This window comes from Porphyrobacter sp. TH134 (genome assembly GCF_002855495.1).
GTDB lineage: Bacteria > Pseudomonadota > Alphaproteobacteria > Sphingomonadales > Sphingomonadaceae > Erythrobacter.
Genome location: NZ_PKRO01000060.1, coordinates 1 through 12,410, shown reverse-complemented (window position 1 = coordinate 12,410; position 12,410 = coordinate 1). Strand labels below are relative to the sequence as shown.

The following is a 12,410-nucleotide window of genomic DNA, read 5'->3' as shown; positions in this document are numbered from 1 at the left end:
CTGCCGTGGAACTGGGCGCCGCGCGCCGCAGCAATCGCCGCCTAAACCGCGCTACGCGACGGTCGGCGTCACACCGCGGCCTTCACCAGATGGATACTGTTGGCCAGCGCTGGCCCTCCCCGGGGCAATGCGACGATCTTAACGCAACGGCAGGGGCTTCAACGCTGCCTAAAGGACGTGCTCTTGGGCAACAGCGCTGACCAGACTACGCAATGGCACCGGAGCGAAGCCCGTCTGGTCGATAGAGACGCAACGGTATCGGTCATCTGGGATTGAGGCGCGATGGAGGTGGCCATGCACGTTGATGCATCCCTCTCGAAGTTGAGACGGATGCACCGGAATATGCGTGAGCATGATCCCGGGAAGCCATCGGGCAACGGACAAAGTAGTGAAGACCTCAGCAGCGGCAACGGCCCTCAAATCGTCCGCATTGCCGCACACGAGGTGCTTCTCACCCCTCAGCGCGTCAATGGGGCTAAGGTGCCCCCGCTTTGCAACGTCGCCGAGGACGTAGACAGTGTCGCACTCGGAGACCGTCCGGTTCCAGCGAGCGGTCAGCGTCTCAGTCATGGCCGCCGCGTTGTCGAAGCCACGCGCCTTCGCGACGCGTTCGTCCCCAAGGTGCAAATCGGCAATGACGAACGCCGAGCCAGAGTTGCAACCGGTTGCATCATCAGACGACATCGTGCTGCCTTTGTGCAGGTGCCTCGATTACGGAGCGAAGGCTGAAAGGGGCATAGGCTATCCTCTTGAGGGCACGGTGAAGGATGGGCACTGCGCCCCGGTGGCCATAGCGCTGGCCTTGATTGACGGTGGCCCAGCCTCCTAGCGCGTGGGCCGTTTCCTCCGCGATGTCGGCCATGCGGCACGCGTCCCTGAACCCGTGTCGGAAGCTGTGGAACACCAATGCCGGGTCAGATAGGCCAACACTGTCCATGAACCGACCGAACCACTTCGAGAGGTTGTGGGAGAAGTTGCCCTTCGAGCTTGGTTTCAGAGCGGGGAAAAGGCGCTGATCGCGGGCGACGCTCTCGACGAACTCCATGAACCCCGATGCCAGAAGCTCATCATGGACGGGGACGATCCGCTCGCTGTTCCGGTTCTTGAAGCGTTTCTCCTTTACCGCTCGACCGCTCGCATCGAAGCGTGTGAGATTGAGGCACTTGATGCCGTCAACCTCGATCACGTCCTCGGTCCGAAGTTGGCAAAGCTCTTCCGCTCGCGCACCGGTGTATGCGGCGAGGGCTGGCACCCAGAACTTTTGGGGAGCCTCTTGCCGATGCGGGGCGAGGGCGTTGAAGATCAGGGCTAGTTCCGCCGCTGTCATGCCCCGGCGCTCGACCTCCGCACCTCCTCTCGGCTTGAGCCTTTCGCTGTTGACGGTGACGCCGTAGCCATGGAGCTTGCCCCAAGTGAGCAGGGCCGAGAGGTTCTGGACATAGCTAGCCACCGTGTTGCGAGCTAAGCGCTTTTTGTTTCTGTCAACATTAGCTGCGATCGCCTCGGTGAGGGATAGCCCGGGGAATATCTTGGTGGCATTTGCCGGGATGCTTTCAACGAAGGTGACCAGATCGACACAGCGCTGTCGAGAGACATCACGGATGGCTAACTGGCTGCCCCAGCACTCCTCGATAACGCGGAACAGAAGGCCGTATTTGCGGGCGGTGCTCTCGGTGCCATAGAGCTTTTCCCGCTCTGCCCGGAATGCGCTCACGAGGTCGCCAACGCGGTAGTTGCCCTCCGCCATTGCCGATGACCCATCAGGATTGAAGATGGGATGGGGAGGGGTGGTTTGTTTGCCTACGAGGTGGTCGCGCGCCAACATGGCTTCGTAGCGGAGGGCATCAGCGACTAGCGAGCGCAGCGTGCCATAAGCCGCGCTGCCACGGTCGAGGACTGGATGCTCTACCTGCGTCTTGATTGCGCCCACCCGGAGGGGGCGGCTGGGCACACCCGCGTCAACGAGGAGCCTGTCCGCCACACGGGCTGCGACGTCGTCGCCTTCACCACCGTGTCCGTCCAGAGTTGCAAGGTCTCGCTCAAGGTCGCTGAGCGTCTCCCGAACGTCGTCAGGGTGCTCAAAGTTTGGGTTGCGGAACGGCGCTCGTGCTTCCCACCAGCCGCGCACGAGGTCTTCAAGTGCGGTCCGACCGAGGTCCTCTATTCGACCTCTCATCAACGCGGCCTCAACGAACGGCTTCTCGCGTAGCTCTGTCCGTAATTGGTCAAAGCCAGCTTGTATCTCAGCCAGCTTCAATGGGTAGAGCCGCACTGCCTCCCGCTTGTCGCGGGTCCCGAGGCTAATACGGATCGAGCCGCGCGGGTCGATGTGTTGCAGGTCTATCGGGATGCGCTTGCGGACCTGCCACATGCCACCCCGATCGACCAAGCCGGGGTATCGGGCCATTTCGTCTTCCATGTGTCACGCATTAGTGTCACAGTCCGACCAAGAAAAGCCTTGATCCCCAAGTTATTGCGCCTTTTCAAGCGCTCGCCCGCCCTCCGGTGGGCCCGGCAGGATTCGAACCCGCGACCTAGCCGTTATGAGCGGCCAGCTCTAACCGCTGAGCTACAGGCCCTTAGAAACAAGGCACCGGAAGGGCAGGGCGATCGTCAGCCCCCTACTCTGCTCGGGTGAGCGAGACAAGCGCGTAAAAATCGTCGCTGGCGACCGGCCTATCCGCCCGTCGCCGCGATTATATCGGTAACAGTGCAGCTGCGAACCCCGCGCGCGGCAAGCCTGGCATAGATGGCTTCAAACCAGTGGTATAGCCCTTCAACATCGGCCTCGTTGGCAGCATAGGGCGTGTGGCCCGGGGCAAGGGTGGGGCTGTGGAACGATAGCACCAGCACGGGCAAACCGCTGCCGATTGCCAAGTCGGCACCGCGCAAGGCTTCGGTGACTGAAACACCTTCGGGTGTCAGTGCGATCCGTTCCAGCAGGCCGAGCCGCGCCAATGCGCCCACTGCGTGCGGAATGCCCGCGCCAAGCCGTTGCACGGGCCGTCCCGCACCGCGCAGCAGGCCGGAATGAACTGTCGTCACCGGGAGCTCCAGAAGGCGCATCGCGCCATCGGCCCAATAGGGCTCCAGTGGGTGATTGCGGTAATCACGGCCGCCCTGATCGCTGTAGTCGAACAAGGGCCGCACCGAGGTATCGATCCTGACCCCGGCGCGCTTCAGCAAGTCGGCGGTGTACGGGCCCAACCCATAGCGACCGGCACGGTAAATCAAGGGTGCGCTGCCGAAGCGGTCTTCAATCGCATCACGCAAGGCCATGAACTTGGCTGCTTCCAGCGCGGGCGGAAGATTGCCGGCAAAAGAGTTGTGCACGCACACCTCCTCGTCGAAAGGCGGATTGACCCAGGGGTGAAGCTGCACCCCTACCTCAGCCGTGCCGCGTCGCACGGCATCCCCGATAATCTCCACCGCGCGGGCATCCGTCACGATCGGCCAATCGACCAGATAGACAGGATGCGCGCCAATGCTCTCGCAGAACGCCTGGAAACGCGGGATCGCCGTCACATGGGATAGGCCATAACCCTCGCGCCGGAACGGACCGCCCCAGTCGAATTCTTCTTCGGTATCCACGGTCAGAAGCACACGTTGGCCGAAGCCCGGTGCAAAGGCCGCGACGCGTCCCGCAGGCGGGACTTCAGGCATGGAACTGGTCGTCATTCAGGCACTGGTGAGGAGCGTCAGGCTGGCCGGTTCGCTCAGCAGCGGCAAGGTCAGAACAAGATCGGCGCCATCGCGCTGCAAATCTCCGCCCGTTGCCCGTGCTTCTGCCCGCGCGAGACGCAAGGCAAACCCGGCGCCGAACAGGCCGGCATTGATAGTGCTCGCTTTGGCGCGGGTCGTGGCTGCAAACAGGTTGTCCTGTGCCGCCAATGCGCGCGGGATGACGCACACCAACCGGGCACAGGTCCGCCCTGCGCCAATTACGGGATCCAGCCGCACGGTCATCGGCTCTGCCGGCTCGCACGCCGAAGCCAGGCTGGCCAGCAATCGCCACACCAGTGCCTCGGCATCATCAGGGTCGAGCGCGACCAGCAGTGATGTGGCATCGGGAAAGGCGAGGGTGAGGCCTGCCGCCTGCGGTTCCAGCGCTGGCGCAAGCTGTGCCGCAACGCGGTGCACGAGGGCGGCAAGATCGGTCTCACCCGGATCGATGGTGGCCGCGCCCGTTTCCAGCCGCGCAAGCCGTTCCAGCTCCTCAAAACCGGCCAGAATGCGCGCGGCATCAGCCGCAATCGCGGCCGCCAATGCGCGATATTCGTGCGGGGCAGGACCGAACAATTGCTGCTGGATGACTTCGGCATAACCTTGCACCGCGGTGACCGGCGTGCGCAGTTCGTGGAGCAATTGGCGGATCCGGTCCGCTTCGCGCGCTTCGGGACGGTTGGCCGCCGCTGACGGATCATGCGCCCGGCGGAACCGCCCAAAGTAACCGGAAAAATGACCATCGTCGCCAAAGCGCGGCTCGGCATCAACTTGCCAGTCCCCGGTGATCGGCGGAGCGCCCATCAGGCTGATCGTTCCCCGTGCGATCGGCTGACGGCGCGCGAAGGCCCGGGCGATGCTGGAACTGTTGGCGCTGTCATCACCGCGTTGCTGCGGGGCATACAAGCGCGTGCCAATCACCATCGGCGCAACCTCGCTGGTGGCCCAGACCACCCGGCCAGAGGTGTCAGTCGCAAATCCGAAGCTGGTAACGGCGCGTTCCAGCCGCTGCGCAAGCTCGCCAAGCGGAAGGCGGGGCGAGCGTTCAAGATCAAGCGGGCTATCGCCGCGCGTGCGCCGGAATTGGGCAATGCGTTCAACCAGCGCCGAAATCTCGGTCCGGCCCGTGTCGTCGCGGTCGCGCACGCGCGCAGGAGCGGGGCTGGTGGCTGGCACCGACAACCGCGCGGCGGCGGCCTGTGCGATCCGTGGCCGGATCGGAAGCACGGGAAGCGCATCATGATCCGCATCGTCTTTGGCGTTCTTCTGTACAGCAACAGGCGTCTCGGCAGTGGCAGGGGCTGGCAAGCCGCGATCATGCACGCCAAGCCGTGCCAGCAGCGCCTCGATATCAACCGGCAGATCGCGGCGCAGGCGCAGAAAACCGCGGGCACGCACCGGCAGACGCGGGATCAGCGCGGCCCAATCATCCGAGGTCAGCTCAGCGCGGGACAGCGCTGCTGCGGCAATATCGGGTTCCTGATCGGCCAGATGCGCCGCAAGATCCGGGCTGCGGAAGCGCCAGCCCGGCTCGCGGATCATGCGCGCACGCGTGGCTGCTGGAATGTCCTGCGCCAAGGCATCCATGCGCAGCCATGCTGCGGCCAGCAAGCTGTGATCGCTTCGGCCAGCATGGCGCATGTCCTTGCCCAACAGGTCGAGCAACTGGCGGTATTGCGTGCGCAGGCTCGCCTCGCCCGTCACGCGCTGGCGTAACACGGTGGCAAGGCGATCATCAAAAAACACAGCGTCTCCTTAGGCTCGGCCCGGGCTCGAATCGCACCCCGCCACCATTGTCCGACGCGGTGATAACGAGTGCCAGGCTGTTCGTCCTATCAGGATGGTGGAATTGTCACAGTCTGGCGTGAAAGGCGCGTTGCAAAGCGGGACAATTGCTGCCAGACCTAATAATATTAGCCACGCGGGCCATTTGGCGCGTGTCTTGTTTCTTTGGGGTCAGTGAGCACGCGCGTCGCCGCTCGGCGGATGCTGCGGTGCAGGAGGAGCTTTCACTAGGTGGCCAATCTTGATGATATTGATCGGCGTCTGCTGTCCGAACTCCAGGCCGAGGGCCGGGTCACCAACGTCGAACTTGCGCAGCGTGTCGGGCTGACGGCCCCGCCGTGCCTTCGCCGAGTGCGCGGGCTGGAGGAGGACGGGGTAATCCGCGGTTATCACGCCGATCTCGATCCATCGAAGCTGGGCTTTGCCATCACCGTGTTTGCGATGGTCAGTCTGAAAAGCCAGGCAGAAAGCTCCCTGCGCGAATTCGAGGACCACATGCGCGCGCTGCCCGAAGTGCGCGAATGCCACATGCTCAATGGCGAGATCGATTTCATCCTCAAGATCGTCAGCAAGGATTTGCAGAGCTTCCAAGAGTTTCTGACCGGCAAGCTTACCCCGGCGCCCAATGTCGAAAGCGTCAAGACGTCGCTCACGATCCGCACCGCCAAACAGGAACCCGGCGTTCCGCTGTGAGTGGGGCCGCCCGCCTTGCGGAGCCTGTGACCGGGCGCTGCCTGTGCGGCGCGGTGTCGATTACTGTCGCGGCAATGCAGGCCGAAGTTGATATCTGCCATTGCGCGATGTGCCAGCGCTGGGGCGGGGCGTTCTATGCCGGCGTGAAAGGCGAGAGCGCCGAGGTGACCGGCGAGGACGCCATCACCATCTACCGCTCAAGCCCCTGGGCCGAACGTGCGTTCTGCGGCACCTGCGGCAGCAACCTGTGGTATTGTTTTCTCCCCACCGGCAACCGCAGCTTCCTCGCCGGCTTGTTCGACCTGCCCAAAGGTTTCGGCATAGAGCAGCAGATTTTTGTCGATGAAAAGCCCGATTGGTATGATATTGTTCAGGAAAGCCCGATGAAGACCGGGCCCGAGGTGATCGCGCAAGCGATGGCGCAAGGGCTCGATTTCGGCACCTAGACCGCGCGGGAAGGAGCGCATGGCCCATGACCGAACCTTTGCCCCCTCCGCCAGAACCAGCACCGATTGTCGCCGAGGCTGAGGCAGTCCGTGCAGACGACCGACTGGTGATCGACCTCACCCAGCTTGTCCCGCCATTGCCGCAGGATTGCGCTGCGCCTGAACCCGATCCCTTCAACACCGAAATCGTGGTGTGCAAGGCTGCCGCGCCGTCCCCGCGGCTCGGCCCGATGATCGGTCCGCAGGACGATGGATTTGGCAGCGCCATTCCGCGGGCGCGGATCAGGTTGACCGACAAGGCATCAGCGGAAGCCAACCTTATCAAGCAGGGCGTCGGCGGTTTCGATGCCGAGGGCGCAGAGGTGCGACTGAAACTTGATTTCTGACACGGTTCAGTCGCTTGCCTTCGCTAAACCGCCACCACACTGACCGAACCAGACCGCGATGAGAATGCAGCCAACCCCGGCTCGCAGCAGGCACAGTTCGATGGTGGCTGCCTTGGCTGCCTGTTTGTGCTGATGCTGCCGGCTGCGGCGATTTGCCTCATCGCCGCCTTTGATAGCCAGCTGCTTGCCAATCTTGCCGGGACAGAGACCCGCCGCAATCTGTTCGCGGCCTTGGCGCCGCTGCAATTTGGCCGGGTCAATATCGGCGCGGCGGTGTTGGCGGGGGTGGTTGCATGGGAAGCGGTGCGGGCCGCACGCCGCTTCATCAACCGGGATGCGGTCTGGATCGACGGCGATATGATCCGCTTCCACCCAACCGTGCGCCGCCGCCCCTTGCGGTTGCAAGACCTTGAGGAGATCACTCACGAAACAGGCGAAATCAAGTCAGTCCTGCGGCTTCGCCCGGCCAGCGGCAAACGGATCATGATCCCGATGGTCGATCATGACGCTGCCACCGCCTTTGTCGCCGAGGTCCAGCATGCCAAGGCGGCCCAGACCTTCGGCTAATGCAGTTTGAGCTTGGGCCGCACTATCCGGTTCACCCGGCCCACCAGCATCAGGAACGTCGCCTTGGCCCAGCCGTGAATGCCGATCAGATGCAGGCGGTAGAGCGAGGTGTAGATGAAGCGCGCCAGCCGCCCCTCAATCGCCATGCTGCCACCAATCAGGTTGCCCATCAGGCTCCCCACGGTCGAAAAGCGCGACAGCGATACCAGCGAGCCTTTGTCGCGGTAGATGAAGTGATGGAGCGGCTTGCCCTGCTGCATTCGGCAGATATTGGCGAAGACCACCTCGGCCATCTGGTGCGCTGCTTGCGCGCGCGGCGGCACAGGGCGATCCTCGCCTGGCGGGGTATAACTGGCGCAATCGCCCAGTGCATAGATATTGGGATCGACCGTGGTTTGCAGCGTGTCGGTGACCAGGATTTGGTTGCGCGCGTTGGTCTCAAGATCAAGACCCGCCAGAAACTCCGCACCTTTGACGCCCGCCGCCCAGACAATGAGATCCGCTTCAATCACTTCGCCGGTTTTGGTGATGAGCTGGCGCGGACGGGCTTCCACCACCTGCACTTGCGGCCGGACAGCCACGCCAAGCTGCTCCAGTTCATGCTTGGCTGCGGCGGCGAGCTTGTCCGGCAGGGCCGGAAGGATGCGCTGTCCGGCCTCAAGCAAGGTGACCTGCATCCGGCTTTCGTCAAACACCTCAAGGCCATAATGCCTGAGCGCGCCTGCGGCATTGTAGAGTTCTGCCGCCAGTTCCACCCCTGTCGCGCCGCCGCCTACGATCGCGATGCGCACCTGTTCATTGGCCGCGGGGTCGTTCATCATCGCCCGGCTGACGCGCAGGCAGTGATTGAGCAGCCGGGTGCGGAACCGGTCCGCCTGTTCGCGGCTGTCGAGGTAAAGGCAATGATCCTTGACCCCAGGCACGCCGAAATCATTTGAGACGGACCCCAACGCAATGGCCAGAATGTCATACCGGATGGTATGGCCCGCGATCAGTTCGCTGCCATCCTCGTCCTTGACCGGAGCAATGCTGATCGTCTTCGCCGCGCGGTCGATCCCATCGAGGCTACCCTGAAAAAAGCGGTAGCCCCAGCGGTAGCAATGCCCGCGATAGCCAACCTCATCCAGATTGGCATCGAGCGATCCGGCGGCAACCTCGTGCAACAGCGGCTTCCAGATGTGGGAGAGGTTTTTGTCGACCAGGATGATGTCGTGCGCTTTCCGCCCATATTTCGCGCCGAGCCTGCGGACGAGTTCAAGGCCCCCTGCGCCTCCACCGACGACAACAATCTGGGTCTTGCGGCTCATCCAATACTCCTTGGCACCTGCGTGCAGCGCGATCCCGGCTGCTCCATAGCTGGATGACGAAACAAAATCGCGTCAATTCATATCGCTGGGCAACAAAACATGATTATCCCCGGAGAGGAGATTTGGAATCGCCTAAAGCAACGGGCGGAAGGGTCCAACCCATCCGCCCGCGCTGCATGTCGAATTGTGTTGCGGTGCAGCATAATTGCACCGGACGCCGTATCGAGGGATGCGGGTCTCAGACCTCGCGCTCCTCCAGCCACTTTTCCAGCCACTTGATCGAATAGTCGCCGTTCAGCACGTCATCCTGCCGCAGCAGGGCCTGATGGAGCGGAATGTTGGTCTTTACGCCTTCGACCACCATTTCCTCCAACGCGCGGCGCAGGCGCATGATGCAGCCTTCCCGGGTCCGCCCGTAGACGATGACCTTGGCGATCATGCTGTCGTAATAGGGTGGGATCCGGTACCCGGCGTAAAGCCCTGAATCCACCCGCACATGCATCCCGCCAGCCGCGTGGTAATAGGTCACAAGGCCGGGCGAGGGTGCGAAGTTGAACGGGTCTTCGGCGTTGATCCGGCATTCGATCGCGTGGCCCTGAAACTCGAGCTCGTCCTGCGTGACCGACAGCGGCTTGCCTTCGGCGATGCGGATTTGTTCGCGGACCAGATCGACGCCGGTGATCGCTTCGGTGACCGGATGTTCGACCTGAAGCCGGGTGTTCATCTCGATGAAGTAGAATTCGCCGTTTTCCCACAGGAACTCGATCGTCCCCGCACCGCGATAGGCCATATCGCGCATCGCCTTGGAACAGACTTCACCCATCCGCGCCCGTTCTTCGGGGCTGATGACGGGGGAGGGGGCCTCTTCCAGCACCTTCTGGTGGCGGCGCTGGAGCGAGCAGTCGCGCTCGCCCAAGTGGATCGCATTGCCTTGCCCGTCGCCGAACACTTGGAACTCGATGTGGCGCGGGTTGCCGAGGTATTTCTCGATATAGACGGTCGCGTCGCCGAACGCGGCTTTCGCCTCGCTGCCGGCCTGCTGCATCAGGGTTTCGAGCTTGTCCTCGCTCTCGCACACCTTCATCCCGCGCCCGCCGCCGCCGCTGGCGGCCTTGATGATCACGGGGTAGCCGATGTCGGCCGCAATCTTGCGCGCTTCGTCAAAGTCGCTGACCGCGCCGTCAGACCCGGGCACGAGCGGCAGGCCGAGGGCGCCAGCGGTGCGCTTGGCTTCGACCTTGTCGCCCATCGTGCGGATGTGTTCGGGCTTGGGGCCGATCCAGATGATGTCATGCGCTTCGACGATATCGGCAAACTTGGCGTTCTCCGACAGGAAGCCGTAACCCGGGTGGATCGCATCGCACTGCGCGATCTCGGCAGCCGAGATGATGTTGGCGATATTGAGATAGCTCTCGCCCGCAGGCGGCGGGCCGATGCAGACCGCGTGGTCGGCCAGCCGCACATGCATCGCGTCAGCATCGGCGGTGGAGTGCACCGCGACCGTCTCAATCCCCATTTCGTGCGCCGCACGGTGGATGCGCAAAGCGATCTCGCCGCGATTGGCGATCAGAATGCGTTTAATGCCCATGGCGTTAGGAAATCACCACGAGCGGCTGGTCGAATTCGACCGGCTGGGCGGTTTCGATCAGGATCGCGGTGACCGTGCCAGCGCGCGGCGCGGTGATCGGATTCATCACTTTCATCGCCTCGACGATCAGCAGCGTGTCGCCTTCCTTGACGGCCTGGCCCACCGCGATGAACGGCGCAGCGCCCGGTTCGGGCGTGAGGTAGCAGGTGCCGACCATCGGCGATTTGACCGCGTTCTTGAGATCGGGGCCAGCAGGCGCGGGGGCCTCTGTCGGCGCAGGCGCAGCGGCGGGAGCGGGCGCAGCGGCAACCGGAGCAGGCGCCGCCGCATAAACCGGCGCCGCCGAGGCAACCGCGCCGCGCGAAACGCGGATCTTGCGGTCGTCATCTTCGACCTCGATCTCGGTCAGGCCGGTTTCGTTGAGCAGTTCGGCCAGTTCGCGCACCAGCGCGGTGTCGATATTCATGCCCCCCGACTTGCGCTTACCCGCATCTTTGCCGTGTCCGTCGTCGTTCGACATGAAAGCCCCTTGGTCAGTAAATTGGCAGTGATGGCGCCCGGACTATTGCGGGCAATTGCGGCTGGCAAGTGGCAGCCGTGCAAAATGTGAAAGTCAGGTGACGAAATCAGACCTGTCCCGACGCTACGGCCTCCAGCGCGATGCGGTAGGATGCCGCGCCGTGGCCCTCGACGGTCAAGGCCGCGCCCATGCCCACATAGGACAGGTGGCGGAACGCCTCGCGGGTCTTGGGATCGGACAGATGCACTTCGATCACCGGCGTCCTGATCGCCTTGATCGCATCGAGCAGCGCGATGGAGGTGTGCGTGTAGGCCGCCGCATTCAGCAACACCGCCCGCGCGCCTTCGGCCTGCGCCTCGTGCAGCCAATCGACCAGCATCCCTTCGTGATTGGTCTGGCGCATCTCGATTTCGAGCCCGAGTTCGCGGGCGCGGTCTTCGAGCTGGCCGGCGATATCGTCGAGCGTGGTGGTGCCATAAATCTCCGGCTCGCGCGTGCCGAGGAGATTGAGGTTGGGGCCGTTGAGGACGTAGACGAGGTTGGTCATGCGGTTAGTAGTGCTCGCGGCATTGCGCGATTTCAAGCCGCTGCTCGCCATCCTTGCCCGCGACCCGGTAAACCAACCGGTCGCGCTGGTTGATGCGGCGCGACCACAGGCCTGCGAGTTCGCCGCGCAAAGGCTCGGGCTTGCCGGATCCCTTGAACGGGTTGCGACGGCATTCCTCGATCAGCTTGTTAACGCGCAGGAGAGTTTTGCGGTCGGTCTCGCACCAGTGCTGGTACTCCGCCCAGGCGTGAGCGGAAAAGACAACATTCACGGCTGGATGAGCTCGCGCTCCACACCTTCGCCTCTATCAAGCTGAGCGATGCTTTCACGCAGGCGATGTGCATTTTCGGGGCTGCGAAGCAGGTGCTCAGTCTCCCGGATCGAATTCCATTCCGACAGCGAGACCATCACCACAGCTTCGCCGTTACGACGGGTAATGATTGCTTCGGAATGATCCGCCACAACCTTGTCCATCACGGATTTCAGGTTTTTGCGCGCGTCGCTGTAGCTCAAGACTTCCATCGATGATCTCCTTGCGCAAGGATATGTACATCGAACTGTACAAATGCAAGGTGAACGGATGCCTACCGGTCCACGCCCTTGACCTTCCCCCAGTGCTCTGCATGGTTATGAAGCTGCTCGAGGTCAGTTAATTCAGCGGCTTACCAAATTTCGGTGAGTGTTGGAAAATTGCGAACCTTAGGAACGTCCGCTTTCGCACCATTTCCGAAAAAACCTGCCATTCGGCTACCGTTTAGAGTTTCGGACGCCGTGAGGCGTCGGAAAGTCGACGGTGCCCGAACCTGCGGGCCGCATGCGCTGAGCTATGGGGATTTCGATTTTGGACC

The 12,410-nt window shown here is 62.8% G+C and carries 14 protein-coding genes and 1 tRNA gene; 4 read left to right on the top strand and 11 right to left on the bottom strand.

Annotated elements, in window-relative coordinates:
* Positions 1-168 precede the first annotated feature (168 nt).
* The 5 genes from C0V72_RS15245 to C0V72_RS15225 all read right to left on the bottom strand — a co-directional run bounded on the left by C0V72_RS15245 (position 169) and on the right by C0V72_RS15225 (position 5,469).
* The gene (locus C0V72_RS15245; RefSeq protein WP_101794995.1) at positions 169-684 is read right to left on the bottom strand and encodes a metallophosphoesterase family protein; all 516 of its coding nucleotides are present in this window, start codon (positions 682-684) and stop codon (positions 169-171) included.
* Positions 674-2,419, bottom strand: a complete 1,746-nt coding sequence (locus tag C0V72_RS15240) for a site-specific integrase (protein WP_101794994.1) — start codon at positions 2,417-2,419, stop codon at positions 674-676. Before C0V72_RS15240 ends, C0V72_RS15245 begins: the two co-directional genes overlap by 11 nt.
* 87 nt (positions 2,420-2,506) lie before the next feature.
* A tRNA-Ile gene (locus tag C0V72_RS15235) sits at positions 2,507-2,579 on the bottom strand.
* Positions 2,580-2,676: 97 nt separating this feature from the next.
* Positions 2,677-3,663: a polysaccharide deacetylase family protein gene (locus tag C0V72_RS15230; protein WP_233999978.1), complete on the bottom strand. Its 987-nt coding sequence runs from the start codon at positions 3,661-3,663 to the stop codon at positions 2,677-2,679.
* Between the two features lie 15 nt (positions 3,664-3,678).
* On the bottom strand, positions 3,679-5,469 hold the full coding sequence (locus tag C0V72_RS15225) for a histidine kinase dimerization/phospho-acceptor domain-containing protein (RefSeq protein ID WP_101794992.1): 1,791 nt from the start codon (positions 5,467-5,469) through the stop codon (positions 3,679-3,681).
* A 270-nt stretch (positions 5,470-5,739) separates the two neighbouring features.
* Here C0V72_RS15225 and C0V72_RS15220 point away from each other — a divergent pair, with 270 nt between their 5' ends.
* From C0V72_RS15220 to C0V72_RS15205, 4 genes are all read left to right on the top strand, one after another.
* Positions 5,740-6,201, top strand: a complete 462-nt coding sequence (locus C0V72_RS15220) for an Lrp/AsnC family transcriptional regulator (protein ID WP_101794991.1) — start codon at positions 5,740-5,742, stop codon at positions 6,199-6,201.
* Complete coding sequence (locus tag C0V72_RS15215; RefSeq protein WP_101794990.1) at positions 6,198-6,647, top strand: GFA family protein; 450 nt, start codon at positions 6,198-6,200, stop codon at positions 6,645-6,647. Before C0V72_RS15220 ends, C0V72_RS15215 begins: the two co-directional genes overlap by 4 nt.
* Positions 6,648-6,673: 26 nt before the next feature.
* Positions 6,674-7,033, top strand: a complete 360-nt coding sequence (locus C0V72_RS15210) for a hypothetical protein (protein WP_101794989.1) — start codon at positions 6,674-6,676, stop codon at positions 7,031-7,033.
* A gap of 132 nt (positions 7,034-7,165) precedes the next feature.
* Entirely contained in the window at positions 7,166-7,600 is a 435-nt protein-coding gene (locus tag C0V72_RS15205) for a hypothetical protein (protein ID WP_101794988.1), read from the top strand.
* Here the strand turns inward: C0V72_RS15205 and C0V72_RS15200 are convergent.
* The 6 genes from C0V72_RS15200 to C0V72_RS15175 all read right to left on the bottom strand — a co-directional run bounded on the left by C0V72_RS15200 (position 7,597) and on the right by C0V72_RS15175 (position 12,084).
* Positions 7,597-8,907: an NAD(P)/FAD-dependent oxidoreductase gene (locus tag C0V72_RS15200; protein WP_101794987.1), complete on the bottom strand. Its 1,311-nt coding sequence runs from the start codon at positions 8,905-8,907 to the stop codon at positions 7,597-7,599. The genes C0V72_RS15205 and C0V72_RS15200 overlap by 4 nt on opposite strands.
* 238 nt (positions 8,908-9,145) lie before the next feature.
* Positions 9,146-10,495 carry an acetyl-CoA carboxylase biotin carboxylase subunit gene (accC, locus tag C0V72_RS15195; protein WP_101794986.1) on the bottom strand — a complete coding sequence of 450 codons (1,350 nt, stop codon included), beginning with the start codon at positions 10,493-10,495 and terminating at the stop codon, positions 9,146-9,148.
* A 4-nt stretch (positions 10,496-10,499) separates the two neighbouring features.
* Positions 10,500-11,015: an acetyl-CoA carboxylase biotin carboxyl carrier protein gene (gene accB, locus C0V72_RS15190; protein WP_101794985.1), complete on the bottom strand. Its 516-nt coding sequence runs from the start codon at positions 11,013-11,015 to the stop codon at positions 10,500-10,502.
* A 106-nt stretch (positions 11,016-11,121) separates the two neighbouring features.
* Positions 11,122-11,562, bottom strand: a complete 441-nt coding sequence (locus tag C0V72_RS15185) for a type II 3-dehydroquinate dehydratase (RefSeq protein WP_101794984.1) — start codon at positions 11,560-11,562, stop codon at positions 11,122-11,124.
* Positions 11,563-11,566: 4 nt separating this feature from the next.
* On the bottom strand, positions 11,567-11,833 hold the full coding sequence (locus C0V72_RS15180; RefSeq protein WP_101794983.1) for a Txe/YoeB family addiction module toxin: 267 nt from the start codon (positions 11,831-11,833) through the stop codon (positions 11,567-11,569).
* Positions 11,830-12,084 (bottom strand): type II toxin-antitoxin system Phd/YefM family antitoxin, encoded by a 255-nt coding sequence (locus tag C0V72_RS15175; RefSeq protein WP_101794982.1) that lies wholly within the window; start codon positions 12,082-12,084, stop codon positions 11,830-11,832. The genes C0V72_RS15180 and C0V72_RS15175 overlap by 4 nt, the downstream gene beginning before the upstream one ends.
* Between the last annotated feature and the right edge of the window lie 326 nt (positions 12,085-12,410).

Excerpts from the sequence above, each read along its gene's own strand:
- C0V72_RS15240 (WP_101794994.1), bottom strand. The coding sequence starts at position 2,419 with ATGGAAGACGAAATGGCCCGATACCCCGGCTTGGTCGATCGGGGTGGC.
- C0V72_RS15245 (WP_101794995.1), bottom strand. The coding sequence starts at position 684 with ATGTCGTCTGATGATGCAACCGGTTGCAACTCTGGCTCGGCGTTCGTC.
- accC (WP_101794986.1), bottom strand. The coding sequence starts at position 10,495 with ATGGGCATTAAACGCATTCTGATCGCCAATCGCGGCGAGATCGCTTTG.
- C0V72_RS15210 (WP_101794989.1), top strand. The coding sequence starts at position 6,674 with ATGACCGAACCTTTGCCCCCTCCGCCAGAACCAGCACCGATTGTCGCC.
- C0V72_RS15230 (WP_233999978.1), bottom strand. The coding sequence starts at position 3,663 with ATGCCTGAAGTCCCGCCTGCGGGACGCGTCGCGGCCTTTGCACCGGGC.
- C0V72_RS15185 (WP_101794984.1), bottom strand. The coding sequence starts at position 11,562 with ATGACCAACCTCGTCTACGTCCTCAACGGCCCCAACCTCAATCTCCTC.
- C0V72_RS15205 (WP_101794988.1), top strand. The coding sequence starts at position 7,166 with ATGCTGCCGGCTGCGGCGATTTGCCTCATCGCCGCCTTTGATAGCCAG.
- C0V72_RS15200 (WP_101794987.1), bottom strand. The coding sequence starts at position 8,907 with ATGAGCCGCAAGACCCAGATTGTTGTCGTCGGTGGAGGCGCAGGGGGC.
- C0V72_RS15175 (WP_101794982.1), bottom strand. The coding sequence starts at position 12,084 with ATGGAAGTCTTGAGCTACAGCGACGCGCGCAAAAACCTGAAATCCGTG.
- accB (WP_101794985.1), bottom strand. The coding sequence starts at position 11,015 with ATGTCGAACGACGACGGACACGGCAAAGATGCGGGTAAGCGCAAGTCG.